The following is a 25,690-nucleotide window of genomic DNA, read 5'->3' as shown; positions in this document are numbered from 1 at the left end:
GCCGCGCGACACCGGCCTTCTTGCCCGCTCAGGACTAGAACAGGTCAAGCTCCTTGTCCGGATCCACGCCGTAATCCATTGCCATCACGAGCACGACTTCCTTGGAAATATACGGCTCCTTGGCGAGCAGCTTCAGCACTTCGACCCGGTACGCATGGTCGTCATTCGCCTTGAGCAGCGCCTCGGTCTTGTCGACGATGTCGCCCAGGGATCCACTGCGGATGCCCGCGTAGTCATCCGCGGCCTTTTCCTCCGGAGACTTGGTCGTACCGTCGGGCCTGGTGTCCGAGGTTTCCTGGCTGCGCGCGTACTCGTGCGCATCGTGGAAGTTGTTCTCGATGAAATCGCGCATCAGCGGCGCGTAGTTCACGCCCAGCGTCGGCGCCTCGCCGAACTGCTTCATCAACTCGAGCAGCGCATCGGGATTTTCCGATCGCAGCTGGTTGAAGAATTCCACCACCTGGTCGCCCTGCAGGCCGTAGGCGGCCGCGGCCTCCTTGAAGATCATGGGCCCGAAGGCCAGGAAGCCGTCCTTCGCGAGCATGCCCTGCCACTGCTCGCCGGTGAGGCCCAGCTCCGCGGCCGCCATGTTCTGCGCTTCGCCGCTGCCGAGCAGCTGGTCGATGGTGGCCTTGTCCAGCCCGGTCGCTTCCATGTAGCCGCGCAGCTCCTGCGCGGTCTGGTGCTTGTCGATGGCGTCGCCGATGAATCCGCCAATGGCGGAGATCACCGCGCCAATGCCGTTGATGACGGCACCGGCCGCGGTCCCCGCTCCGGGAATGAGTTCGATCGCGCTGCCCAGCATGCTGAAGGTGTCGCCGACGATCGCGAGGGCGTAGCCGACGTTCTTGCCATCGGCCGCCTTCTGGGTATTGATGGCCAGCGACGTGGCGCTGGCAATCACGCCCAGGCCCGGGGCGAGCCTGGCGGCGAAGCGGGCGAACTTCGCCGCGTCGTCGGCATATTGCGCGAACTTGCCGGCGTCGGTCAGGTGCTTGGTCGCGCCGGCCAGGAGATTGAGGCCGGACTCGCCGGCCGATGCGAATCCGTTGATCGCTTCGAGGAACTCCCCTTCCTTCGCGCTCTGGCCGGCCTTGACCGCGCCGATCACGATGCCGGCGGCGGACATTGCACGCGAGAACGACGAGGATTCGCCGAACTCGTCGCCCATCTTCTTGAGCGCGTCGAAGTTGCCCTCGGCCACGGCGTCCAGCATCGCCATGCCGTCCTTGAAGCTGCCGACGCCGCCCTTGACGCCGTCGAACAGCCCCTTGACGTCCTTGAACGGCTGGTAGGCCTCCTTCAGGTCGGCGACGGCCGCCTGCAGGTCGCCGTCGTGGCGCGCGATGATCTCGGTGGTCGCGGCGCTGGAAATGCGCTCGAACAGCTCGCCCTGCAAGTCATCGGTGTGCCCGGCGAACGCCTTGCCGAGGTCGGACGCCGGGTCGGCCATGATCTTGCCGAGCATGTCGAGCGCCAGCTCGCCATTGCCCGAATCGGCCAGGTCGCCCAGCAGCTTGACGACGTCCTCGGCCAGCGACGGATCCTTGGCGGCGGCCTCGAGGATCGCGTCGCGATGCTCGATCACGTAATCGCCAAGCGCCTTGGCCGCGTCGGCTTCGGCCTTGTACACGTCGGCGTGGCCGTCGGCCGACTTGAATGCCTCGATGAACTTCGCGCGCTGCGCGTCGGTCAGCGGACCGGCGCGCAGGAGGAACGTGTTGAGTTCCTCGTTGAGCTTGTCCGCGTCCTTCTTCGCATCGGCGTAGGCCTCCTGCAGGCCCTCCACGCCTTCCGCGCCCGTGAACGACAGCGGCTTCGTCGTGACGTCCTGCGGTGCGGCCAGGACCAGATAGTCGGCCTGCGTGACCGCGCCGGCGTGGCCCTCCACCGCGGAGGCAACGGCGTCGGCGCCGAAGGCGGGGTGCAGCTTGACCAGGTTTTCGGCCTCGAGCTTGCCCGCCAGGTCATTGAGCAGGGTCTCGCGTTCCGCCGCCGGCAGTTGCTTCACGTCGGATTCGAACGTCTCCAGCGCCGCCTCGTCCATCCCGGCCACAGTCTCGTTCGCCTCTTCGGGCGTTGCCGCGGGCAGGGACTCCACCAAGGGCTTGACCGGCTCGGGCTGCTGGTGGGGAAGCGGACCGTACGGATTCGAGGGGTTGACCGACATCGACAGAACTCCGGGCGAGCGTTTCAGGATTGCCCGGAAACTAGCATCTGCGACAGGAGTCGAAAATCGGGGTTTTCCCTAGCCGGGAGGAGATGCCGACCGTATCGGACAGGGGGAAGCAGCGCCCCGCAGCGGGTGTATCAGTTCTCTTCCAGCCAATCGGCCGCAAGTCCGAACGCCCGCTTCCATTCCGGTTCGAAATCCTGTTGCTGCAAATTCCTGAGACCTTCGATCAGGTGTGTTCTGGAGTCGGCGAGGTGGGCTTCAGGGAATCGACCCGTACTGAGTGCTGTCAGCAGAGGAAGAATGCCGCTGCCGGGAGTGGCGCCGGCATCATCTACATATTTCAGCATGCGGTAGAACTGGTCGCCGTTGATGCCAGCCTTGTCCAGGGTTGCCGACATCATGTCGAGATCATACGTGTGGATTCCCGCCGTCAGCTTGAACAGATTCGGGCATCGCACTCCCAATTCCTGGAGCTGTTCGGTGCTCATCCCCAGGCTCAGAAGCTTGTCTACCTGGCCTGCATCGCCAGCAACAATCGCCTCGCGCAAGTCGGGATCCACGACCTGTTCCAGGTAGCGATTCAGATCCCTGTCCTGTGCGTCGGCATTGATCCGGCCGCTTATCCACTCGCCGATCCCCTTGAGCAGTATCCCGCCACCGGCAATCAGCCAGCCAACGGGGCCGGAGCCGAACATCACGACTGAGCCAACCACGCTGAACAACCCGCCTGCAATGCCCAATGCCTCGCCGGCATCGACGTCCCCATCCGCTTTGGCAGCGTCGATGGATTGCACGAACTCGATCGAACTGAAGAGGGTTTGCAGCCCCGGCGCGATTTTTTGCAGGAACTTGTCTCCAAGCTCCACAGTTGTATTGGACAGGGTTCCCGGCTTGAACATATCCTTCACGGCGGCCATCGTGATCTGCGACACATCCAATCCGGCCCGGCCATAGGCCTTGATCTGATCATCAAGACCCTGTGCACTCACTCCATTGGCTACGTTCACGAATAATCCGAGTGCCGCCAATCCGCACGAAAAACCTTTGCCAAGAGCACTGGCGGATTTGAAACTGTCCGCCATGGTTTGCGCGGAGAAGGGACTGGCCTTCGGGCTGCTGGCCATCATGCCGATTGCCTGCCAAGCGGCGGCGCCTGCCTGAGTATTGACGACGAAAGGCTCCAGGTTTTTACCCAGTTCTACCAATGCCGCTTCCGTATCTCCACCGTTTCTCGCCATGATCTCGAGGAACGCACTGGGAATCCCCTGTTCCAAATATCCGTCCACGAATCCAGGCTGCTGCGATTCAAATGTCTGAAATGCCGCCTTGTCGTTCTTGATGGCTGCCAGCAGCTTGATTGCATCATCGGCATGCCCGGCGTTCCTCAAACCCTCGACCAAGTGCTGGACGTACCCGCTCAATTCCGGATCGTGAGCAAGGGCATACAGCATGGCCTGGCGACTTTCCGCACTCTCCCAGGAGGCAACCAGCTGTCGTGCGGCTTGTTCGCGATGGTCGTAGACCTGCTGGTTCTTTTCATCGGCACGGAAGGCTTGAATGAATATTTCCTTCTCCCCGGAGGTCAAAGGCTCCGCACGCATCAACAGAACAGCCAACTTCTTGTCGGTCTCGTTGGCGGCCTGGTTGGCTGCCTCGAATTCCTGCAGCGGGCCACCGGTGCGCTTGACCATGCCATCCCGGATACCTTCGGCCGACCTTGTCTCGACCTGATCCGCCAGATCAAGTTTTCCGGTCGAACGCAAGCCTTCAGCAACAGCCACTGCCAGTCTTGCATCCAGTGAGTTCAGGCTGCTGCCATAGAGTAGATCCGCCAGCCCACCTCCGTTTGACTCCGAGCCCCACATGTCTTGGGCATCGAGCATGGCCTTGGCGACATCATCGATGATGAGATCGGATTCGTGACTTCTATCCAGCCGTCCCAGGCTCGCCGTGACGAGGAACAACGGATACGTGTCGTCGCCCACCGTATCCCGAACGATCTGACGGATGTTGGGCAACTCCTCGCGAACGAGATTCGCGATCAGGGCCGGGTGGAGTTGATCGGTCAGTTCGACAAAGCGTTGCGCGGACTCGTACGCTTTGATGGCCTTGTTGTCGTGCGCCGCATCCTTCATCGGCGCATCGATGTAGGCGCAAGCGTCCTTGATCCACCCGTGCACATCTGGATCACCGAGGACTTTCTCGACGACGCTGCGTGGCTGCCCGTCCAGGACTTCCGTCAATGAAACAAGCTTCTGTTCACTGCTTATACCGGAATCACTCTTGATCTTCTCCACCTGGTCAAGGATTGCTTCGTTCCTTGTTTCAGCGGTGTTCCTCAGAGCGGACGAGATCGCACGGTCAATAACGGACGCAACTCGCGGATCACCCGCATAGCGGTCCCGGATGGATTCACCATAGGTCCTGATCAGTTCGTTGGTGGAGTAGGGAGTGCCTTGTCCGTAGGCATCCTGGATTTTGCCGTGGATCTCCTCAAGCACCGCCCACTTGAACGCTTCTTCGGCGCCGCGCCTTACTTCGAATCGCTCACCCGGCTTCGCTTTATCCAGATCAGACAGCGTGCCGGCATACTTCCGGTGAGCCTGATCCGTGCGCTGCTGCAGTGTTTGCTGCGATGGCGTGTTCTGATAGCCATCTGGGCGCTCGGATTCATTTGTCGGAACCGGTTGTCCCGCTTTGTTAGCGTCCTGCCGATCCCCGACCTGCTGCGGAGCCTGGCCAACTCCATGATTGTGCGTGGATGGATGTGCGTTTCCATCGGGGCGCATGGCGCCGGTACCGATCGTGGTCATCTGGGACTCCTACTCATGCGGCCAGCCCGGTCGCAGCCATCCGGAGTTTCATTGTCCTACGCCTGCGAGGAGTCACCAGCTAGGGAAAGCCCCATGCGGGCACCTGCTAAAACTAGGGAAGACGCCTCGAGTAGTCACCGGAGCGCTCGGCTTTAGTGGTTTGGTCCCCCGTTATCAGGTGTCCGAGTTCGTCGGGACACTCCAGACGCGATTAATTCTCTCGGCCTGATAAATTGCCTCCACTCCTCTCGGTACCGGCAAGCTACTCGCCTTCCTCCGGCTGCGGCTTCACCGCCCCCGGATCCAGCGCCAGCCTGCCGGCGACCAGCACCGCCTGCGTGCGGTTGCTGGCGCCGAGCTTGCGCAGGATCGCGGTCATGTGCGCCTTGATGGTGGCTTCCGAGACGCCCAGTTCGTAGCCGATCTGTTTGTTGAGCAGGCCCTCGCCGAGCATCTGCAGCACGCGGAACTGCTGCGGGGTGAGGTCGCGCACGCGCTGGGCGGCGTCGTGTTCGTCGGCCGATGCGGCGGGCGCGGCGCTGGCGGCGGCGGGGGCCCAGCGGTCGCCGTCGAGGACGCGGGTGATCGCTTCGCCAAGCGTGGCGGCGTCGGCGGACTTGGGGATGAAGCCCATCGCACCGTGGTCGAGCGCGCGCCGCATCACCGCCGGCTCCTCGCGCGCGGACACCATCACGATCGGCAGCTGCGGATGCAGCGCGCGCAGGTGCACCAGCGCGGAGAAGCCCTGCGCGCCGGGCATGTTGAGGTCGAGCAGCAGCAGGTCGGCGTCGGGTTCGGCGTCGACCAGCGCGTACAGTGCGTCGACATCCTCGGCCTCGCGCAGCTGCACGTCGGGCAGCACGCGCTGCACCGCGCCGCGCAGCGCTTCGCGGAACAGCGGATGGTCGTCGGCGACGAGGATGGTCGAAGCCATCGGGCGCTCAGTCGGGCACGCGCCGCTGCTTGACCAGCGAGTCGACCACCGACGGATCGGCCAGAGTGCTGGTGTCGCCGAGCTGGTCGGGCGCGTTTTCTGCGATCTTGCGCAGGATGCGGCGCATGATCTTGCCCGAACGCGTCTTCGGCAGGCCCGGCGCCCACTGGATGTAGTCCGGCGTGGCGGTGGGGCCGATCTCGCTGCGCACCTGTTTCACCAGTTCCTTGCGCAGGTCCTCGCTCTCCTCCTCGCCGGCCACGAGCGTGACGTAGGCGTAGATGCCCTGGCCCTTGATGTCGTGCGGGAAGCCGACCACGGCGGCCTCGGCCACCTTCGGATGCAGCACCAGCGCGCTTTCGACTTCGGCGGTGCCGATGCGGTGGCCGCTGACGTTGATCACGTCGTCCACGCGCCCGGTGATCCAGTAGTAGCCGTCGGCATCGCGGCGGCAGCCGTCGCCGCTGAAGTACATGCCCGGATAGGTCTTGAAGTAGGTATCGATGAAGCGCTGGTCGTCGCCGTAGACGGTGCGCATCTGGCCCGGCCAGGAGTCGAGCATCACCAGGTTGCCCTCGGCCTCGCCTTCGAGCACCTGGCCGTTGGCGTCGACGATCGCCGGCTGTACGCCGAAGAACGGCCTGGTGGCCGAGCCGGGCTTGGTGGGGATCGCACCGGGGATCGGCGAGATCAGGATGCCGCCGGTCTCAGTCTGCCACCAGGTGTCGACGATCGGGCGCTTGCCGTCGCCGACCACGTCGTAATACCAGCGCCAGGCTTCCGGGTTGATCGGCTCGCCGACCGAACCGAGCAGCCGCAGCGAGGCGCGCGAGGTTTTCTTCACCGGCTCGTCGCCCTCGCGCATCAGCGCGCGGATCGCGGTGGGCGCGGTGTAGAAGATCGTCACCTTGTGCTTGTCGATCACCTGCCAGAAGCGCGAGAAGTCCGGGTGGTTGGGCACGCCCTCGAACATCACCGCGGTGGCGCCGTTGGCCAGCGGCCCGTAGACGATGTAGCTGTGGCCGGTGACCCAGCCCACGTCCGCTGTGCACCAGTAGACGTCGTCTTCCTTGAGGTCGAACACCGCCTCGTGGGTGTAGGCGCAGAACACCAGGTAGCCGCCGGTGGTGTGCAGCACGCCCTTGGGCTTGCCGGTGCTGCCGGAGGTGTAGAGGATGAACAGCGGGTCTTCCGCGTTCATGCGCTCGGGCTCGCAGGTGTCGGGCTGGCTGTCGACCACGGCGTCGAACCAGCGGTCGCGCGGCATCTGCATGTCGACCGCGCCGCCGGTGTGGCGCACTACCAGCACGGTCTCGACGGTGTTGGTGCCGGGCATCTTCAGCGCGGCGTCGACGTTGGCCTTCAGCGCGATGGGCTTGCCGCCGCGCAGGCCTTCGTCGGCGGTGATGACCACCTTCGACTGGCAGTCGCGCACGCGGTCGGCGATGGAGTTGGCCGAGAAGCCACCGAATACCACCGAGTGGATCGCGCCGATGCGCGCGCAGGCCAGCATCGCCACCGCGGCGTCGACGATCATCGGCAGGTAGATGGTGACGCGGTCGCCCTTGCCCACGCCAAGGCTGCGCAGCGCATTGCCGAGCCGGCACACGCGCGCGTGCAGTTCGCGATAGGTGACGTTCTGCGCCGGCGCGTCCGGGTCGTCGGGCTCGAACACCAGCGCGGTCTTGTCGCCGCGCGTGGCCAGGTGTCGGTCGAGGCAGTTGACGCTGGCGTTGAGTTCGCCATCGGCGTACCAGCGGATGTGGAAGTCCTGCAGGTCGTAGCTGACGTCGCGGATCCTGGTCGGCTTGCGGTCCCAGTCCAGGCGCTCGGCGACCTTGCCCCAGAAGGCATCGGGGTCGCGGACGGACTCGGCGTACAGGCGCTCGTAATCGTCGTGGCGGATGGCGGCCCTGGCCGCGAAGTCATCGGGAACGGGATAGATCGAAGGGATATCGGACATGGCTTCCACCGGAATGACACGGGAACCACCCAAGTGTGCCCCATCGCCGGATGGCCGGCGTTAGACCTTCGTCTAGGCGACCAATGGCGAATCGACGCGCCAGTGGCGCTCGCGCACCCTGCCGGCGCATCCAGATCGCAGCCCTCGGGAGGGAACGCCATGACTGTCATCGGCAATACCGGCGGACGCCTGTCCGCCGTGACCGGACACCGCCGCCTGCTGGCGCTGTCGGTCACCGTCGCACTGCTGCTGCCCGGCGCAGCGCTGGCGCAGACGGCAAAGGAGAAGGAACTCGAAGCCCGCGTCGCGCAGCTCGAGCAGATGGTCCAGCAGCTGGTGGCGCAGCAGCAGCAGACGCAGGCCACGGTCGCCGACACCCAGGCACAGGTCACCGAAGTGAAGACCGCGCAGGCGCAGGCGCCCGCCGCGGTGCCGGCCGGCAAGCAGCCGATCCAGGCCACGGCGATCAATGCCGGCGGCAACCCCGGCACCACGTTCACCTACGGCGGCTTCATCAAGTTCGACGCGATGGCCACCGACACCAGCGACGGTCGCATCGCCGACGGTTCGGCGGGCCGCCTGTTCTACCTGCCCAGCGCGATCCCGGTGGGCGACGCGGGCGCGGACGGCGGCGACCCGTACACCGACGTGCACGCGCAGTTCTCGCGCTTCTGGTTCAGCTCGGACACCGTCACCGACAACGGCGACACGCTCAAGGCCTACATCGAGGCCGACATGTACGGCGGCGGCAACAACAACTTCGCCGGCAACGAAACCTCGACCAACACCTACGCGATCACGTTGCGCCAGGCCTACGTGAGCTGGAACAACTGGCTGGCCGGCCAGACCTGGTCGAATTTCCAGGACACCGCGGCGCTGCCCGAGGCGGTGGACTTCGTCGGCGTCACCGACGGCACCACCTTCGTGCGCCAGGCGCAGCTGCGCTACACCAGCGGGCCATGGTCGTTCTCGATCGAGAACCCGCAGACCACGGTCACCTCGTACCTCGGCGCCTCGCGCTTCAACAGCGGCGACGGCGTGCTGCCGGACTTCACCGGCCGCTGGATCACCAGGGGCGACTGGGGCCACTTCACGGTGGCCGCGCTGCTGCGCCAGTTCAAGTACGGCGATGAAACCGAGACCGGCGGTGCGGTCAGCGTGTCGGGCAAGTTCAACCTCGGCGCCAGCGACGACATCCGCTACATGGCCAACGCCGGCAGCGGCATCGGTCGCTACATGGCGTTCGGGCTGGGCACCGACACGGTGCTCGACGCCAACGGCGAGCTGCACGCGCTCGACGGCTATGGCGGCTTCGTGGCCTGGCGCCACGCCTTCAACGGCAAGCTGCGCAGCAACCTGATGTATTCGGCGGCGCAGTTCGACAACGACAAGGCGTTGACCGGCTTCGGCGTGACCGAACGCGCGCAGTCCTTCCACGCCAACCTGATCTATTCGCCGATCCCGAAGCTCGACGTCGGCGCCGAACTGATGTGGGGCCAGCGCTCGCTCGAGGACGATCGCGAGGGCGACCTCAAGCGCATCCAGACCACCGTCAAGTACAGCTTCTAAGGGGAGACACCATGTCCAGCATTCCCGTGACACCGGCATCCAAGGCCGGCACGCTGACCCAGGGGCACAAGAAGGTCATCTTCGCCTCCAGCCTCGGCACCGTGTTCGAGTGGTACGACTTCTACCTGTACGGATCGCTCGCCGCGATCATCGCCAGGCAGTTCTTCAGCGGCCTCAACGAGGCCAGCGCGATGATCTTCACCCTGCTGGCGTTCGCCGCCGGCTTCGCGGTGCGCCCGTTCGGCGCGCTGCTGTTCGGCCGCATCGGCGACATGGTCGGGCGCAAGTACACGTTCCTGATCACGATCGTGATCATGGGCCTGTCGACGTTCGTGGTCGGCCTGTTGCCCAGCTACGCCACCATAGGCATCGCCGCGCCGGCGATCCTGATCGCCCTGCGCCTGCTGCAGGGCCTGGCGCTGGGCGGCGAGTACGGCGGCGCGGCGACCTACGTCGCCGAGCACGCGCCCAACGGCAAGCGCGGCCTGTACACCAGCTTCATCCAGACCACCGCGACAGTGGGCCTGTTCCTGTCGCTGCTGGTGATCCTCGGCTGCCAGACGCTGATGGGCAAGGATGCGTTCGCCGAATGGGGCTGGCGCATTCCGTTCCTGCTGTCGATCCTGCTGCTGGGCGTGTCGGTGTGGATCCGCATGCAGCTGGCCGAGTCGCCGCTGTTCCAGCAGATGAAGGCCGAGGGCAAGCAGTCCAAGGCACCGATCACCGAGAGCTTCTTCTCGAAGAACGGCAAGATCGCGCTGCTGGCGCTGCTGGGTGCCACCGCCGGCCAGGCGGTGGTCTGGTACGGCGGCCAGTTCTACGCGATGTACTTCCTGCAGCAGATCCTGCGCGTGGACAGCACCACGACCTGGCTGATGATCGCCGCCGCGCTCGCCTTGGCCACGCCGTTCTTCGTGTTCTTCGGCTGGCTGTCCGACAAGATCGGGCGCAAGAAGATCGTCATGGCCGGCTGCCTGCTCGCCGCACTGACCTACTTCCCGCTGTTCAAGGGCCTGACCCACTACGCCACGCCGGCCATCCACGACGCCAGCGCCGCCAGCCCGGTGACCGTGCACGCCGACCAGAAGACCTGCAGCTTCCAGTTCGATCCGGTGGGCACCGCCAAGTTCACCAGCTCCTGCGACATCGCCCGCAGCGCGCTGATCAAGGCGAGCGTGCCGTACACGGTGGTCGACGTGCCGGCCAGCGCGGTCGCGGAAGTGGACGTGGGCGGGCAGCGCATCGCGTCGTTCGACGGCGGCAGCCTGGCCACGGACGAGCTCAAGGAAAGGACCGCCGCGTTCGGGGCCGAACTGCGTACCGCCCTGAACACACATGGCTATCCGGAGCAGGCCGACCCGGCACGCATGAACAAGCCGATGGTGCTGCTGATCCTGTTCATCCTGGTGCTGTACGTGACCATGGTGTACGGGCCGATCGCGGCCTGGCTGGTGGAGCTGTTCCCGACCCGCATCCGCTACACCTCGATGTCGCTGCCGTACCACATCGGCAACGGCTGGTTCGGCGGCTTCCTGCCCTCGCTGTCACTGGCGCTGGTGATCTGGAAGGGCGACATCTACTACGGCCTCTGGTACCCGATCATCATCGCGCTGATGACCTTCGTGGTCGGCTGCCTGTTCCTGCCGGAGACCAAGGACCGCGACATCACCCAGTAGTCCGCCGCGAATCCCCCCGCGTCGACGACGCCGGTCCGCGAGGACCGGCGTCTTTTCTTCCGCAACGGGGCGCACGGCACGCAGGCGGTGACTTCCTGCACATGCGGCGAACGGACACGGGCGCAGCATGCATGTTTCTCTTTTCCCAGGAGCGCACATGCCCTCGAACCGCCCCCTCGCCCTCGCGGCGCTGGCCGTCGCCCTCGCCGGCGTGCTGGCCGGTTGCCAGCGCACGCCCTCGCCCGCGCAGGACGCCACGCAGGCCGCGCCGGCCGCCCTCGACGCGGCACCCGCCGCCTCGGGCATCGACCTGGCCGGCATCGACAAGTCGGTGGCGCCCGGCGACGACTTCAACGCCTACGCCAACGGCAACTGGGAGAAGACCGCGAAGATCCCGGACGACCGCTCCAGCACGGGCGTGTTCGTGCAGGTGTTCGAACTGGCCGAAAAGCGCACTGCCGACCTGATCCAGGGACTGGAGAAAACAGACCCGGCCGCGGGCAGCGACGAACGCAGGATCGCCGACTACTACGCCGCGTACATGGACGAGGCCGGCATCGAACAGCACGGCCTGGCGCCGCTGCAGCCGGTGCTCGACTCGATCGACGCCATCGACTCGCTGCCGGCGCTGTCGACCTACATCGGCGCCAGCGTGCGCGCCGACACCGACCCGCTCAACTACACGAATTTCCACACCGGCAACCTGTTCGGCGTATTCGTCGCGCGCGAACTGGAAGGCCCGCCGCGCAACGTCGCCACGCTGATGCAGGGCGGCCTTGGCATGCCCGACCGCGAGTACTACCTGTCGGCCGACAAGGCGATGGCGCAAAACCGCGACAAGTACCGCGCCTACATCGCCGCGCTGCTGGAGCAGGCCGGCACGCCCGATGCCGAAGACAAGGCGAAGGCGATCTTCGACCTGGAAATGAAGATCGCCAAGGTCCACGCCAGCGTCCTCGACAGCCAGGACGTGCACAAGGGCAACAATCCGTGGGAGACCGCGGCGCTGGCGGACAAGGCGCCGGGCATCGACTGGCCGGCGTTCCTCGACGCGTCCGGGCTGGCCGGCGAGAAGACCATCGTCGCCTGGCAGCCCGACGCGATCCGCGGGCTGTCGGCGCTGGTCGCCAGCGAGTCGCTGCAGGCCTGGAAGGACTACCTGCGCTTCCACGCGCTCGATCACAGCGCGGCGCTGCTGCCCAAGGCCTACGCCGACCTGCACTTCGACTTCCACGGCAGGACCCTGCAGGGCACGCCGCAGCAGCAGGATCGCTGGAAGCGCGCGGTAGCCGCCACCAGCAACGCGCTGGGCGACGCGGTGGGCAAGCGCTATGCCGAGCAGTACTTCCCGCCGTCGTCGAAGGCGCAGGTCGAACAGATGGTGCACAACATCCTCGCCGCGTTCCGCGACGGCGTGGACCAGCTGGACTGGATGACTCCGGAGACGAAGAAGATCGCCAAGGCCAAGGCCGAGACCATGCGCGTGAGCGTGGGCTACCCGGACACCTGGCGCGACTATTCGACGCTGGAGATCCGCCGCGACGATCCGCTCGGCAACGCGCTGCGTGCCGAGGAGCGCGAGTACCGCTACCAGCTGTCGAAGCTGGGCAAGGACATCGATCCGGGCGAATGGTGGATGACGCCGCAGACGGTGAACGCGATCCAGCTGCCCCTGCAGAACGCGATGAACTTCCCGGCCGCGATCCTCGAAGCACCGTTCTTCGATCCCGGGGCCGATCCGGCCGCCAACTACGGCGCGATCGGCGCGGTGATCGGGCACGAGATCAGCCATGGCTTCGACAACACCGGCGCCGAGTTCGGCACCGACGGTCAGCTGCACAACTGGTGGACGCCCGAGGACAGCGCGCACTTCAAGGCCGCCGCCGACCGGCTGGTAAAGCAGTACGACGCCTACGAGCCGCTGCCGGGCCTGCACATCAACGGCGCGCAGACGCTGGGCGAGAACATCGCCGACGTCGCCGGCCTGCAGGCCGCCTATCGTGCCTGGCGCACATCGCTGGACGGCAAGGAAGCGCCGGTGATCGACGGACTGACCGGCGACCAGCGCTTCTTCCTCGCCTTCGGCCAGGCCTGGCGCACCAAGATGCGCGAACCCACGCTGCGCGCGCGGGTGGTCGGCGACGTCCACGCACCCGGGGCGTACCGCGCGCTGACCGTGCGCAATATCGATCCCTGGTACAAGGCCTTCGACGTCGAACCGGGCCAGAAGCTCTACCTCGACGAAGGGGACCGCGTGAAGATCTGGTAGGACGGCACGCCCGGCGCGCGGGATGGCCGCGTCGCCGGACACGCCGGCGCGGGTTCCGCACCGGCGACCAGTCCGGCCACGTCGTCATCAAGCGAACGCGGCGGGCCGGACTTTCCTACTGCGGCGGTGCCGACAGCTCGCGCGCGCTGAGGCTGCCGTCGCGATTCACGTCCTGCTTGTTGAACGTGGCGGCGATGCGGGCGCGGTATTCGGCGCGCGTCACCGGCTTGCCCTTGCCGCCGGGCAGTTCGTCGGGCGTCAGCGTGCCATCGCCGTTGCGGTCCATGGCGTCGAACGCGTAGCTCATCCAGTCCTGGTATTCGACCAGCGAGATGCGGCCGTCGCCGTCGCTGTCCATGCGCGAGAGGTAGTCGCTGGTGGCGTTGACCTGCGCGTGCGCGGCGAGTGGCACGAGCGAAGACAGGATCAGGAGCGGCAGGAACTTCATCGCCAGCATTCTAGCCACCACTCCGGTGCAGGAGCGGCTCCAGCCGCGAGCTTTTGCTTTTGCCCCTCCCCCTGCGACGGCAGGGGGAGGCTGGGAGGGGGTGCCCACGGTTCGGGCTGACCCGGAAGACACTCCTCACCCCGGCCTTCGCAGTGGAGGGTGCGAAGGCTCGCGGCTGTAGCCGCTCCCACATAAGCGGATGGCGGGCCATTGGCCCGCCATCGAGGATCACGCGGTGACGCGGAGCTACGCCCGCGCCGGCTGCAGCGAATAGCCCTTCAGCCGCGCCGAATAGTCCTGCAGCGCGCGGATGCCGGTGGCTTCGGCTTCGCGGCACCAGTCCTGCAGGTTGCGCAGGGATTCGCCGGCGTTGGCGGTGCGGGTTTCGAGCACGGCCGCCAGGCGGGCGCGGTATTCGACCAGAGTGCGGATGCGCGGGCGCGCGTCCACCCACTGCTGCAGCTGCTGGCGCGCATCGGGCTTGAGCCAGCGGCCATCGTCGACGATGCCCTTGCGCAGCTGCCGCGGCAGCAGCGCGCGCAGCCTGGCGCCGGCGATGCGGGCCTCCTCGCGCAGCGCCGGCTTGAGCACGTCGCGCTGGTAGTCGGTCATCGCCTGGAAACGGTGCGCGAGCAGCGCGCGCATGGTGTCGGAATCGGGCACGTGGATGTTGGGGCGCACGTCCAGCGACGGCGCCACGCGCAGCACCTTGGCCAGGCGCAGCTTCTGCAGGCCCTTGATTGCGCCCCAGCCGATGTCGAACTCCCACTTGCGCAGCGCGAACTTGGCCGAGCTGGGGAACGCGTGGTGGTTGTTGTGCAGCTCCTCGCCGCCGATCCACACGCCCCACGGGGTGAGGTTGGTGGCGGTGTCGGTGGTCTCGAAGTTGCGGTAGCCCCACCAGTGGCCGAGGCCGTTGACCACGCCGGCGGCCCAGAACGGGATCCACGCCATCTGGATCGCCCACACCGCCACGCCCATGAAGCCGAACAGGGCGAAGCTGATGAACAGCAGCGCGGTCGGTCCCATCGTTGCGTACGGGGTGTACAGGTGGCGCTCGATCCAGTCGTCCGGCGCGCCCCTGCCGTACTGCTCGATGTCCGCGCGCATGCCGCGCGCCTCGCGGTACAGCTCGACGCCGCGCCAGAACACCGTCCTGATGCCCTTGTGCATCGGGCTGTGCGGATCTTCCTCGGTCTCGCACTTGGCGTGGTGCTTGCGGTGGATCGCCACCCATTCCTTCGTGATCATCGACGTGGTCAGCCACGTCCAGAAGCGGAAGAAGTGCGCGATGGCCGGATGGAAGTCGACCCCACGATGCGCCTGGCTGCGATGCAGGTAAAGCGTGACCGCGAAGATGGTCAGCTGGGTGGCGACGAGCAGGTACAGCAGCATGGCGCCCCAGCCGAACTGGAGCAGGCCACCGGCGAGGAAATCGAGGATCGAGGCAGGCATCGGAACCGTTTTCTGGTGAGCGTACCTCCCGCATGATGGGGGCAGGCCGGATCAAAAGCCATCCCTTCGCGGACGTATGGCCGGCCTCGTTCATCGATTGACCGGGGCGTACGCGCCTGCGGCCATTCAGGTTCCGCGCCGAGCGGATGGACACGCCCGCACTGGGGTTATCCCCAGCTGTCGCGCCCGCGCGGGCGCTGCAACACTCGGACTGCAGTCGATCGGTGCACCCCTCGCACAGCGTACCGGCGGCCATCCACGCCAATATCGAAAAGGAAGACGACATGTTCGGAGGAATCGTAGACAACCTGGCCAACGCCGGCGGCAACTTCCTCGGCAACCTCGCCGAACGCCTGGTCGACATGGCGCCGGGCTTCCTCACCACGGCGATCTCGACCTACGCCAACACGGTGATCCCGGGCTCGGGCCCGATCGTGCAGGCCATCGCCGGTCCGCTGGTGGACACGGCGGTGAACTTCTTCTCGCAGGCGGTCGACAACATCCTCCTGCCGGAAGCGTCCAAGGCGCTGCAGGGGCTGGACCTGTCGGGCATCGAGGGCGGCGACTTCGTGGCCAGCCTGGCCAGCAACTTCGTGGACGGCCTGGCGGCCGGCTACGACGCCTGATCGATGACCGACGAGTCTTCCGACTGGGAGAAGCGTCAGCGGTGGCTGGACTCGATCGTCGCCCTGCGCGAAGGCCGGGTCCTTACCCAGCACGACCAGGACATCCTGGTCGAGCACTACGACCGCGTGCAGCGTGACCTCGGCGCCGCGGTCGCCGAACTCGCACCGGAATACGCCCGCCGCATCCGCGAGGACGGCAAGGACGCGGCCGACGAATGGCTGGCCGCGGCCTCCCGCGAGCTGGGCGTGCAGAGCGGGCGCGAACTGCGCCGCACCGTCGACAGCCTGAGCATCGACCCGGACAGCTGATCCGGGCAGCCAGTGCGCGCATCGATCCAGACCCGGCCCCACGGCCGGGTTTTTCGTCGCGCGGCCCTGCCGCGGCCAATGGCCGTCTGCGACACTTGCGCCATGCCCGAACTGCCCGAAGTCGAGACCACCCGGCGCGGCCTGGCGCCGCACGTCGAGGGCCGCCGCGTGGCCGCGGTGGCGCTGCGGCGGCCGGACCTGCGCTGGCCGATCCCGCCCGAGGTCGCCACGCTGCTGCCGGGGCAGCGCATCGACGCGGTGCGCCGGCGCGCCAAGTACCTGCTGCTCGACACCACCGCCGGCAGCGCCCTGCTGCACCTGGGCATGTCCGGCAGCCTGCGCGTGCTGCCGGCCGATGCCCCGCTGCGCACGCACGACCACTTCGACATCGCGCTTGCCGGCACCGGGCGGACGCTCGGTCGCGTGCTGCGCTTCAACGACCCGCGCCGCTTCGGCTGCCTGCTGTGGCAGCCGCCGGGCGAGGTGCATCCGCTGCTGCGCGGGCTGGGGCCGGAGCCGCTGGCGGACGAGTTCGACGGCGACTACCTGTTCGCCCGCAGCCGCGGGCGCCGCGCGCCGGTGAAGACCTTCCTGATGGACCAGGCGATCGTGGTGGGCGTGGGCAACATCTACGCCGCCGAGGCGCTGTTCGCGGCCGGCATCTCGCCGCTGCGCGCCGCCGGCCGGGTCTCGCGCGAGCGCTACCGCCTGCTCGCCGGGGCCGTGCGCCGCATCCTCGAGCACGCCATCACCCGCGGCGGCACCACGCTGCGCGACTTCCTCGCCCCGGACGGCGCGCCGGGCTATTTCGAGCAGGAACTGAGCGCCTACGGCCGCGGCGGGGCGCCCTGCCCGAACTGCGGCCGGCCGCTGAAGCAGGCCAGCATCGGCCAGCGCGCGACGGTCTGGTGCGGGCACTGCCAGCGCTAGGCGAAAGCCCCCGGCCGGCCGGCGCCGCGATCGCGCGCTATGATCGGTCCCTTCCAGGGGAGGGAACGCCATGTCCGAGACCGCCGACATCACGGCCCTGCTCGATGCCGCGCGCGGCGGCGACCGCGGCGCGCTCGACAACGTGCTGGCCACGCTCTACCAGGAACTGCACACGATGGCGCGGCGCCAGCTCGCCGGCCAGCACGGCCAGACCCTGGACGCCACCGCGCTGGTGCACGAGGCCTACCTGAAGCTGATCGGCCGGCGCGAGGCGCAGTTCGACGACCGCGCGCACTTTTTCGCCTACGCCGCATCGGCGATGCGCTCGGTGGTGGTCGACTACGCCCGCCAGCGCATGGCGCAGAAGCGCGGCGGCGACCTGCACCGGGTCACCGAGCTGCCGGAGGAAATCGAGGGCGGCCTGCGCCTGGACGAGGACATGCTCGGCCTGGACACCGCGCTCAACCAGCTGGCCGCGGTCGACGAGCGCCTGGCGCGCGTGGTCGAGCTGCGCTACTTCGCCGGCCTGTCGGAGCTGGAGATCGCCGAGCTGCTCAAGCGCTCCGAGCGCAGCATCCGCCGCGACTGGCAGAAGGCCAAGCTGTTCCTGCTGGCGTCGCTGCAGGGCGACTGAGCCCGCCATGCACGGGGGCGGCGCAAGCGGCAGGGCGCACACCGGCACCGGGCGCTGACCGTGGACGCCGAACGCTGGCAACGGCTGTCCCCGCTGCTCGACGCCCTGCTCGAGCTCGAACCCGACGCGCGCGAACGCAGCCTGGCCTCGCTGCGCGAGGAAGACCCGAAACTCGCCGAGGACCTGGCCGGCCTGCTGGCGCTGGAGGCCGAGGGCGATGACTTCCTGGCCGAACCGCTGGTCGCGCCGATGCCCGGCGCGCGGCCGGGGATCCTGATCGGCCCGTACAAGCTCGAGCGCCTGCTCGGCGAGGGCGGCATGGGCCAGGTGTGGCTGGCCAGCCGCGCCGACGGCCTGTACCAGCGCCGGGTGGCCCTCAAGCTGCTGCGCCCCGGGCTGGCCGACCCCAACCTGCGCCTGCGCTTCACCCGCGAGCGGCAGATCCTCGCGCGCCTGGGCCATCCGCACATCGCGCGCCTGCTCGACGCCGGCATCAGCGCCGACAACCAGCCCTACCTGGCGCTGGACTACGTCGAGGGCGAGCCGATCACCGAATGGTGCAAGGCCCGCGACCTCGACGTGCACGCTTGCGTGCGGCTGTTCATGCAGGTCTGCGAAGCGGTCAGCCATGCGCACGCGAACCTGATCGTGCATCGCGACCTCAAGCCCTCCAACATCCTGGTCACCCCGCTCGACGAGGTGCGCCTGCTCGACTTCGGCATCGCCAAGCTGCTCGACACCGCCGAGCAGGCGCCCGACAACACCCGCACCGGGCTGCGCGCGTTCACCCTGCACTACGCCGCGCCCGAACAGATCCGCGGCGAGCCGGTTACCACGATGACCGACGTGTATTCGCTGGGCGTGGTGCTGTACGAGGTGCTCAGCGGTGCCAAGCCCTACCTGCTCAAGCGCCAGACGGATGCGGAGTGGGAAGAGGCGATCCTCGGCGCCGACCCGCCGAAGCCGTCGTCGATGCGGCTGCGCAACGCCGACGAGGGCGGCGACCCGGCCGCGCCGCGCCGCCGCGCGCGGCAGCTGGCGGGCGACCTGGACAACATCGTGCTCAAGGCGCTGGCCAAGCATGCCGAGCAGCGCTATCCGTCGGTCGAGGCGATGGCGCTGGACCTGCAGCGCTACCTCGACGGCAAGCCGGTGCACGCGCGCGCGCAGAGCCTGGCCTACCGGCTGCGCAAGTACGCCGGCCGCCACCGCTGGGCGCTGGCCAGCGCGGCGCTGGTCGCGGTGACGTTCGCCGCGGCGCTGGGGATCGTGATGTGGCAGTCGCACCAGTTCGTGCGCGAGGGCGCGCGCGCGCAGGCGCTGAAGAATTTCGTCGTCGGTCTGTTCGAGAACGCCGGCAGCACGCCCGAGGGCGTGCCGCTGGACGTACGCCAGCTGCTGGAGGCCGGCGTGGCGCGCGGCAACCAGGAGCTGGCGCGGCAGCCGGAGGCGCGCGCGGAGCTGTTCGGCGTGATCGCGCGCCTGCGCCTGGGGCTGGGCGACTACGAGGAAGCGTCCAGCCTGCTCGACCGGCAGGCCGCGATCATCGACGCGCTCGACGATGTGCCGCCGAGCCTGCGGCTGGAGTCGGCCACCGACCTGGGCCACACCCGGCGCATGCTGGGCCGCTACGCCGAATGCATCACCGGCATGCGCCCGTGGCAGGAGCTGGCCCGACGCGAGGACCATGCGCTGCCGGCGCAGGCTTCGGAGTTCTATTCGCAGCTGGGCCGCTGCCAGCAGCATGCCGGCGAGCGCGACGCGGCGCGATTGATGTTCGAACGCTCGCTGGCGCTGCGCCGCGACCCGCTGCGCAACGAGGCCGGCGTGGTCGAGAACCTGGCCGACCTGGCCCGCCTGCGCGCGGCCGCCGGCGACACCGCGGGCGCGCAGCGCGACATGCGCGACGCGCTCGCCCAGCTGCGCGCCCGCGTCGGCGACCGCCACCCGCTGGCGATCACCCTGCTGCGCGACCTGTGCGCGCTGCGCCGCGGGCAGGGCGACATCCGCGGCGCCGAGGACGACTGCCGCAAGGCGCTGTCGCTGGCGCTCGACCTGCGCGGCGCGCAGAGCCGCGCCGCCGTCGACGCACGCCGGCAACTGGCCGCGCTGCACGTCGACGCCGGCCGCTACAGCGAGGCCGCCACCGAGTTCGCCAGCAGCCAGGCCTGGCTGCTGGCGCGGCTGGGGATGGGGCACGAGGAAGTGGCGCGCAACTACAACAGCCTGGCCATCGTCGACTGGGAGCGCGGCGACACCGTTGCCGCGCTGCGCAACCTCGACCGCGCCATCGCCATCTCGCGCCAGCCCGGCCATGCGCAGATGCTCGCCTCGCACCTGTTCAACCGCGCGATGATCCTGCACGGCCTCGGCCGCGACGCCGAGGCACGGCTGCAGCTGCACGAATCCCTGCGTCTGCGCGAAGCAATGCGCGGCAACCACGCCGGCATCGTTGGCGACACACTGCGCCTGCTGGGCGAAACCAGCGCCGCGCTCGGCGACCACGCCACCGCCGAACGCCAGCTGCAGCGCGCGGCGACCCTGGTGCACGAAGGCTACGGTCCCGCGCACCCGCATACGCTGCGCGGCGAGCTGTCGCTGGCACGGTTCCGCGCGCGCGACGGCGACACCGCCGCCATCGGCCAGCTCGAACGCCTCGCCAACCTCGCCCCGGGCGACATCGAGCAGCGCCGCATCGCCTGGCTGGCACGCGCCTACCTGGCCGAGCGCACCTGCCACGGTCCGCGCCGCGAACAGGTCCTCGCCGAACTGGACGCACTGGACGCGACCCTGCAGCAGGCCCAGCCCGAGGGCGGCTCGGTAGTGCGCGAGATCGACGCGATTGGCGACGGTTGCCGGTCGGCCCCGCAGGCGCCGCGCTGAGGTTCCACGCCCCCGGATTGCCGTTCGATTGCCGGCGCGGTCAGCCCGACCCGTCGCGCGGCGGCGCCAGCGGCAGCCGCTCCTGCTGCGGCTCGATCCGGTCGCCGCGCACGACCTTCTTGAACTCGGCGCGGCTGACCGAGAGGTAGCGCTCGTTGCCGCCGATCTCCACCTGTGGCCCGTCCTGCACCGCGTAGCCGTCGTCGTCCACGCGTACGGTCATCGTCGCCTTCTTGCCGCTGTGGCAGATGGTCTTGATCTCGGTGATCTCGTCCGCCCACGCCAGCAGGTACTGGCTGCCCTCGAACAGCTCGCCGCGGAAGTCCGTGCGCAGGCCGTAGCACAGCACCGGTATCCGCAGGCGGTCGACCACCTCGCTCAGCTGCCACACCTGCGGCTTGCGCAGGAACTGCGCCTCGTCCACCAGCAGGCAGTCCAGGCGCCCGTGGGCGGCGATGTCGGCGTTCGCCCACGCCAGCAGGTCGTCGTCCGCGCCGAAGCCCGCCGCGTCGGCGCTCAGGCCGATCCGCGACGCCACCCGGCCCACGCCGGCGCGGTCGTCCAGGCGCGGGGTCAGGATCGCCACCCGCATCCCGCGCTCGCGGTAGTTGTGCGCGCTCTGCAGCAGCGTGGTGGTCTTTCCGGCGTTCATCGCCGAGTAGTAGAAGTACAGCTTCGCCATGCGCGCATTTTATGCGCGAACCGTGCGCTGCATCCGGACCCGGGCGGGCGCAGGGGTCATAGTGCACGGGCAGCGAACGATCGGCAGGTTCGGGGAGGAACTTCAGACCGATTGACGCGCACCGATGCGCCAGCACCAGTCGACGCGCCGCCGCGACGGCACCCCACTCCAGGCCCGTAACGCGGCCGAAGCATCCTGCCACACCCCGAAGACCACCGGTTTCCCCGACCGCCTGCCCGATGTCGCTGCACACCCGCGTGCAGGGACGCCGCATCGTGCGCCTTGCCGACCCTTCTTCAATGACAAGGAGCATGACCATGCAGTCGTCGCGCATTCCCCGAATCCGCCCCCTCGCCCTGTCGCTGCTGCTCGCCTGCGGCACCGGCGCCAGCCTGCCGGCAATGGCCGGCATCACCTGCATCCTGGAAGACAGCGAAACCGGCACCCAGGACAACGGTGGCGCCGACACCGGCACCGAGGACGACAGGACCACCGCCTGCGGAAAGGACGCCGTCGCAACCGGGGTGGTCAGCACCGCATTCGGCACGAGCGCGGAGGCCACGGGCGGGCGCGCCGTGGCATTGGGCTACGACTCCCATGCCACGGGCAGCAGCACGACTGCGATCGGGGTCGACTCGCACGCCAGCGGTAGCTGGTCGCTCGCCCTGGGAGGCAGCTCGCGGAGCAGCGACTGGGGCGCGATCGCGCTGGGCGTCTCCAGCAACGCCACGGGCCAGTTCAGCACCGCCAGCGGCGTGTACAGCCAGGCCACCGGCGAGAACAGCCTGGCACTGGGCGGTTTTCTCGGGGTTTCGGCCACCAACATCGATCCCTTCCGCTTCACGCAGGCCACCGCGGCACGTGCGATTGCCGTCGGCAACGGCGCGCAGGTCCACGCCGAGGAGGGTGTGGCGCTGGGCGTCAAGACCCGGGTGCTGGACGACGCCGACCGCGCGGTGGCCATCGGCAGCGACTCGGTCGCCTCGGAAGCCGACACTGTCTCCTTCGGCCACCTGGCCACCGACCTGGACTTCGAGGGCGACGCCTTCGGCAGCGACCTGCAGCGGCGGCTGATCAACCTCGCCGACGGCATCGGCGACCACGACGCGGCCACCGTGGGCCAGCTCGGCAGCTTCGTTGCGGCACTCGGCGGCGGCGCCGGCTTCGGCGGCGGCGTGTTCACCGCGCCCAGCTACAGCATCCAGGGCAGCAGCTACGACAATGTCGGGGACGCCTTCGCCGCGGTCGACACCCGGCTGGATTCGCTGCAGGCAAACATCGATGCGATCCCGGAAGGGCCGCAGGGGCCGGCGGGGCCGCAGGGACCGCAGGGCGATACCGGGCCGGAAGGTCCCCAGGGCCCGCAGGGCGATACCGGACCGCAAGGTCCCGAGGGCCCGCAGGGCGACACCGGACCGCAAGGTCCCGAGGGCCCGCAGGGCGACACCGGACCGCAAGGTCCCGAGGGCCCGCAGGGCGACACCGGACCGCAAGGTCCCGAGGGCCCGCAGGGCGATACCGGACCGGAAGGCCCCGAGGGCCCGCAGGGCGATACCGGACCGGAAGGCCCCGAAGGCCCCACCGGCCCAGGCACCGGCAGCACACTGGCGGTCGAATACGACGATGCCGGCAACGCCACCATCACCCTCGACGGCGCTGACGGCACCGTGGTCTCGAACGTGGCCGACGGCGTGGCGGCGGGCGACGCGGTCAATCGCGGCCAGCTCGACGCCATCGCCGCCGGCACGCTGGATTCGGCCAACGGCCATGCCGACGCCGGCGACACGGCCACCCTCGCCTCGGCCAATGCCCACGCCGATGCCGGCGACGCGGCCACCCTCGCCTCGGCCAACGACTACACCGATACCGTCGCGGTGCAGACGCTGGACGCGGCCAACACCTACACCGACACCGTGTTCGCACAGTTCAACAGCGAGCTCGACACCTTCCGCCAGGACGTCGACCAGCGCTTCCGCGAACAGGATCGCCGGATCGACAAGCTCGCGGCGATGAGCGGCGCCTACGCCGGCATGGCAATGAACACCGCCGGGCTGGCCGGGGCGAACCGCGTCGGCGTGGGCGTCGGCGGCCAGAACGGCGAGTCGGCGCTGGCGGTGGGCTACCAGCGCGCGATCGGCAACCGCGCCAGCGTCTCGATCGGCGCGGCCTTCGGCGGCGGCGAGTCGAGCGTGATGGGCGGCGCGGGTTTCAGCTGGTAAACCGCCAGTACACGGTGCGGCCGCCGTCCATTGGCGGCGACCGCACTGCCGCGCGTCGCGCCACGGCGCCGGGGCGGCGCGGGTAAGATGCGCGTCCGTCTTTCCCGCAGTCCCGATGCACGGCCTCAACCCCCAACAATCCGCCGCGGTCGCGCACGTCGAGGGCCCGATGCTGGTGCTCGCCGGCGCCGGCAGCGGCAAGACCCGCGTGATCGTGGAGAAGATCGCGCACCTGATCCAGTCCGGCCGCCATCCCGCCAGGCGCATCGCGGCGATCACCTTCACCAACAAGGCGGCGAAGGAAATGCGCGAGCGCGTCGGCAAGCGCATCCGCGGCGACGGCGCCGACGGGCTGACGATCAGCACCTTCCACGCACTGGGCCTGAAGATGCTGCAGGTCGAGCACGCAAAGGCCGGGCTGCGGCGCGGCTTTTCGATCTTCGACGCCGACGACAGCGCCGCCCAGCTCAAGGACCTGCTGCCCGGCGCCAAGCCCGACGCCGTGCAGGCCATGCAGGCGCTGGTCTCGCGCGCCAAGAACGCCGGGCTGTCGCCGGAGCAGGCGCTGGAAACCGCGCTGTCCACGCGCGAACGCGAGGCCGCCGCGCTGTACGCGAAGTACCAGGCGCGGCTGGCGGCGTTCAACGCGGTCGACTTCGACGATCTCATCCGCCTGCCCGTGCAACTGATGGAGAACGACGCCGACGTCGCCCTGGGCTGGCGCGAGCGCATCGGCTACCTGCTGGTCGACGAGTGCCAGGACACCAACGACGCGCAGTACCGGTTGCTGCGCGCGCTGGCCGGCGACAAGGGCCACTTCACCTGCGTGGGCGATGACGACCAGTCGATCTACGCCTGGCGCGGCGCTAACCCGGAAAACCTGTCGCAGCTCGCGCAGGACTACCCCGCGCTGCAGGTGGTCAAGCTCGAGCAGAACTACCGCTGCAGCAACCGCGTGCTGCGCGCGGCCAACGCGCTGATCGCCAACAACCCGCACGAACACCCCAAGACCCTGTGGAGCGCGCAGGCCGACGGCGAGCGCATCCGCGTGTGGGAATGCCGCGACGGCGCGCACGAGGCCGAGAAGGTCGCCGCCGAAATCCAGTTCACCGCGCAGAAGCACGCCGCGCCGTGGAGCGACTTCTGCATCCTGTTCCGCGGCAACCACCAGTCGCGCGCGCTGGAGAAGGCGCTGCAGCTGCTGCGCGTGCCCTATCACCTGTCCGGCGGCACCGCGTTCCTCGACCGCGGCGAGGTCAAGGACGCACTGGCCTGGCTGCGGCTGCTGGCCAACCCGGAGGACGACGCGGCGTTCCTGCGTGCGGTGCAGTCGCCGGCGCGCGGCGTGGGCGCGACGTCGCTGGCGAAGCTGGCCGAACTGGCGGCGCACGCGCACCTGCCACTGTCGCGCGCGGCGGAGTCGATCGGCCTGCTCAAGCAGCTGCCGCCGCGGGCATCCAACGCGCTGGGCGGTTTCGTCGACCTGGTGCGCGGCCTGCGCGCCGATGCCGCGCGCCTGCCGCCGTCGGAACTGGTGCGCACGCTCAACGAGCGCTCCGGCCTGCTCGCCGCGCTGCGCGCGCAGTGCAAGAGCGAGCAGCTGTTCGCGATCCGCCGCGGCAACCTCGACGAGCTGGCCGACTGGTTCGACGGCGCCCGCGGCGGCGCCGGCCCGGGCGAACTGGCCGCCTCGCTGGCCCTGCTCAGCCACGCCGACAAAGGCGATGCCGGCAACCAGGTGCGGCTGATGAGCCTGCACGCGGCCAAGGGGCTGGAGTTCCGCTACGTGTTCATCGTCGGCCTGGAGGACGGCACCCTGCCGCACGAGGCCAGCCTGGACGAGGGCCGGCTCGACGAGGAGCGGCGCCTGCTCTACGTCGGCATCACCCGCGCCAAGGAGCAGCTGTGGCTGTCGCATTCGCGCGAAGCGCAGCGCTGGGGCAGCAAGCTGCGGCTCACGCCCAGCCGCTTCCTCGACGAACTGCCCGCCGCAGAGCTGCAGCGCGACGGTGCCGATCCGGAAGCCGACGCGGCGCGCAGGAAAGAACGGGCGGACGCGGGCTTCGCGGCGATCCGGGCGATGCTGGACGGCTGAGCCGGCGTG

General features: G+C 68.6%; 17 protein-coding genes. 10 read left to right on the top strand and 7 right to left on the bottom strand.

The window, feature by feature from the left end; translation table 11 throughout:
- Positions 1 to 34 precede the first annotated feature (34 nt).
- The 4 genes from ABD679_RS01615 to acs all read right to left on the bottom strand — a co-directional run bounded on the left by ABD679_RS01615 (position 35) and on the right by acs (position 7,886).
- Positions 35 to 2,170: a phage tail family protein gene (locus ABD679_RS01615; protein WP_344758174.1), complete on the bottom strand. Its 2,136-nt coding sequence runs from the start codon at positions 2,168 to 2,170 to the stop codon at positions 35 to 37.
- Positions 2,171 to 2,310: 140 nt separating this feature from the next.
- The gene (locus ABD679_RS01610; protein WP_344758173.1) at positions 2,311 to 4,989 is read right to left on the bottom strand and encodes a hypothetical protein; all 2,679 of its coding nucleotides are present in this window, start codon (positions 4,987 to 4,989) and stop codon (positions 2,311 to 2,313) included.
- Between the two features lie 262 nt (positions 4,990 to 5,251).
- Entirely contained in the window at positions 5,252 to 5,923 is a 672-nt protein-coding gene (locus ABD679_RS01605) for a response regulator transcription factor (RefSeq protein WP_344758172.1), read from the bottom strand.
- Between the two features lie 7 nt (positions 5,924 to 5,930).
- Entirely contained in the window at positions 5,931 to 7,886 is a 1,956-nt protein-coding gene (gene acs, locus ABD679_RS01600; RefSeq protein WP_425561821.1) for an acetate--CoA ligase, read from the bottom strand.
- A gap of 159 nt (positions 7,887 to 8,045) precedes the next feature.
- Between acs and ABD679_RS01595 the strand changes: the two genes are divergently transcribed.
- From ABD679_RS01595 to ABD679_RS01585, 3 genes are all read left to right on the top strand, one after another.
- On the top strand, positions 8,046 to 9,455 hold the full coding sequence (locus ABD679_RS01595; RefSeq protein ID WP_344758171.1) for a DcaP family trimeric outer membrane transporter: 1,410 nt from the start codon (positions 8,046 to 8,048) through the stop codon (positions 9,453 to 9,455).
- 11 nt (positions 9,456 to 9,466) lie between these two features.
- Positions 9,467 to 11,131: an MFS transporter gene (locus ABD679_RS01590; RefSeq protein ID WP_344758170.1), complete on the top strand. Its 1,665-nt coding sequence runs from the start codon at positions 9,467 to 9,469 to the stop codon at positions 11,129 to 11,131.
- 157 nt (positions 11,132 to 11,288) lie between these two features.
- Positions 11,289 to 13,400 carry a M13 family metallopeptidase gene (locus tag ABD679_RS01585; RefSeq protein WP_344758169.1) on the top strand — a complete coding sequence of 704 codons (2,112 nt, stop codon included), beginning with the start codon at positions 11,289 to 11,291 and terminating at the stop codon, positions 13,398 to 13,400.
- Positions 13,401 to 13,515: 115 nt separating this feature from the next.
- Here the strand turns inward: ABD679_RS01585 and ABD679_RS01580 are convergent, their stop codons facing one another.
- Together ABD679_RS01580 and ABD679_RS01575 are read right to left on the bottom strand one after the other, a co-directional pair.
- Positions 13,516 to 13,857, bottom strand: coding sequence for an EF-hand domain-containing protein (locus ABD679_RS01580; protein WP_425561820.1), 342 nt, complete (start codon positions 13,855 to 13,857; stop codon positions 13,516 to 13,518).
- Positions 13,858 to 14,094: 237 nt separating this feature from the next.
- A complete protein-coding gene (locus ABD679_RS01575; RefSeq protein ID WP_344758167.1) occupies positions 14,095 to 15,303 on the bottom strand; it encodes a DesA family fatty acid desaturase in 1,209 nt (402 codons plus the stop codon).
- 284 nt (positions 15,304 to 15,587) lie between these two features.
- Between ABD679_RS01575 and ABD679_RS01570 the strand changes: the two genes are divergently transcribed.
- From ABD679_RS01570 to ABD679_RS01550, 5 genes are all read left to right on the top strand, one after another.
- Positions 15,588 to 15,929, top strand: a complete 342-nt coding sequence (locus ABD679_RS01570) for a hypothetical protein (protein WP_344758166.1) — start codon at positions 15,588 to 15,590, stop codon at positions 15,927 to 15,929.
- A gap of 3 nt (positions 15,930 to 15,932) precedes the next feature.
- Positions 15,933 to 16,238 (top strand): hypothetical protein, encoded by a 306-nt coding sequence (locus tag ABD679_RS01565; protein ID WP_344758165.1) that lies wholly within the window; start codon positions 15,933 to 15,935, stop codon positions 16,236 to 16,238.
- Positions 16,239 to 16,340: 102 nt separating this feature from the next.
- The gene (gene mutM / locus ABD679_RS01560) at positions 16,341 to 17,168 is read left to right on the top strand and encodes a bifunctional DNA-formamidopyrimidine glycosylase/DNA-(apurinic or apyrimidinic site) lyase (RefSeq protein WP_344758164.1); all 828 of its coding nucleotides are present in this window, start codon (positions 16,341 to 16,343) and stop codon (positions 17,166 to 17,168) included.
- A gap of 70 nt (positions 17,169 to 17,238) precedes the next feature.
- Positions 17,239 to 17,802, top strand: coding sequence for an ECF-type sigma factor (locus tag ABD679_RS01555; RefSeq protein WP_344758163.1), 564 nt, complete (start codon positions 17,239 to 17,241; stop codon positions 17,800 to 17,802).
- A 60-nt stretch (positions 17,803 to 17,862) separates the two neighbouring features.
- Positions 17,863 to 20,685 carry a serine/threonine-protein kinase gene (locus ABD679_RS01550; protein ID WP_344758162.1) on the top strand — a complete coding sequence of 941 codons (2,823 nt, stop codon included), beginning with the start codon at positions 17,863 to 17,865 and terminating at the stop codon, positions 20,683 to 20,685.
- 40 nt (positions 20,686 to 20,725) lie between these two features.
- On the opposite strand, the gene ABD679_RS01545 is transcribed toward ABD679_RS01550, so the two are convergent.
- Positions 20,726 to 21,367, bottom strand: a complete 642-nt coding sequence (locus ABD679_RS01545) for a thymidine kinase (RefSeq protein WP_344758161.1) — start codon at positions 21,365 to 21,367, stop codon at positions 20,726 to 20,728.
- 311 nt (positions 21,368 to 21,678) lie between these two features.
- Between ABD679_RS01545 and ABD679_RS01540 the strand changes: the two genes are divergently transcribed.
- Both ABD679_RS01540 and ABD679_RS01535 read left to right on the top strand, forming a co-directional pair.
- The gene (locus ABD679_RS01540) at positions 21,679 to 23,586 is read left to right on the top strand and encodes a YadA-like family protein (RefSeq protein ID WP_344758160.1); all 1,908 of its coding nucleotides are present in this window, start codon (positions 21,679 to 21,681) and stop codon (positions 23,584 to 23,586) included.
- A 115-nt stretch (positions 23,587 to 23,701) separates the two neighbouring features.
- On the top strand, positions 23,702 to 25,681 hold the full coding sequence (locus ABD679_RS01535) for a UvrD-helicase domain-containing protein (RefSeq protein ID WP_344758159.1): 1,980 nt from the start codon (positions 23,702 to 23,704) through the stop codon (positions 25,679 to 25,681).
- The last annotated feature ends 9 nt before the right edge of the window (positions 25,682 to 25,690 follow it).

The sequence above is a fragment of the Luteimonas lutimaris genome (assembly GCF_039537065.1).
Classification (GTDB): Bacteria; Pseudomonadota; Gammaproteobacteria; order Xanthomonadales; family Xanthomonadaceae; genus Luteimonas; species Luteimonas lutimaris.
The sequence above is the reverse complement of the archived record's forward strand: the minus strand, read 5'-3'. Positions and strand labels throughout refer to the sequence as shown.

Coding starts and splice junctions, on each gene's coding strand:
- ABD679_RS01605 (WP_344758172.1), bottom strand. CDS start 5,923: ATGGCTTCGACCATCCTCGTCGCCGACGACCATCCGCTGTTCCGCGAA.
- ABD679_RS01615 (WP_344758174.1), bottom strand. CDS start 2,170: ATGTCGGTCAACCCCTCGAATCCGTACGGTCCGCTTCCCCACCAGCAG.
- ABD679_RS01575 (WP_344758167.1), bottom strand. CDS start 15,303: ATGCCTGCCTCGATCCTCGATTTCCTCGCCGGTGGCCTGCTCCAGTTC.
- ABD679_RS01595 (WP_344758171.1), top strand. CDS start 8,046: ATGACTGTCATCGGCAATACCGGCGGACGCCTGTCCGCCGTGACCGGA.
- ABD679_RS01535 (WP_344758159.1), top strand. CDS start 23,702: ATGCACGGCCTCAACCCCCAACAATCCGCCGCGGTCGCGCACGTCGAG.
- ABD679_RS01580 (WP_425561820.1), bottom strand. CDS start 13,857: ATGCTGGCGATGAAGTTCCTGCCGCTCCTGATCCTGTCTTCGCTCGTG.
- acs (WP_425561821.1), bottom strand. CDS start 7,886: ATGTCCGATATCCCTTCGATCTATCCCGTTCCCGATGACTTCGCGGCC.
- ABD679_RS01610 (WP_344758173.1), bottom strand. CDS start 4,989: ATGACCACGATCGGTACCGGCGCCATGCGCCCCGATGGAAACGCACAT.
- ABD679_RS01545 (WP_344758161.1), bottom strand. CDS start 21,367: ATGGCGAAGCTGTACTTCTACTACTCGGCGATGAACGCCGGAAAGACC.
- ABD679_RS01565 (WP_344758165.1), top strand. CDS start 15,933: ATGACCGACGAGTCTTCCGACTGGGAGAAGCGTCAGCGGTGGCTGGAC.
- ABD679_RS01555 (WP_344758163.1), top strand. CDS start 17,239: ATGTCCGAGACCGCCGACATCACGGCCCTGCTCGATGCCGCGCGCGGC.
- ABD679_RS01585 (WP_344758169.1), top strand. CDS start 11,289: ATGCCCTCGAACCGCCCCCTCGCCCTCGCGGCGCTGGCCGTCGCCCTC.
- ABD679_RS01540 (WP_344758160.1), top strand. CDS start 21,679: ATGACCATGCAGTCGTCGCGCATTCCCCGAATCCGCCCCCTCGCCCTG.
- mutM (WP_344758164.1), top strand. CDS start 16,341: ATGCCCGAACTGCCCGAAGTCGAGACCACCCGGCGCGGCCTGGCGCCG.
- ABD679_RS01570 (WP_344758166.1), top strand. CDS start 15,588: ATGTTCGGAGGAATCGTAGACAACCTGGCCAACGCCGGCGGCAACTTC.
- ABD679_RS01590 (WP_344758170.1), top strand. CDS start 9,467: ATGTCCAGCATTCCCGTGACACCGGCATCCAAGGCCGGCACGCTGACC.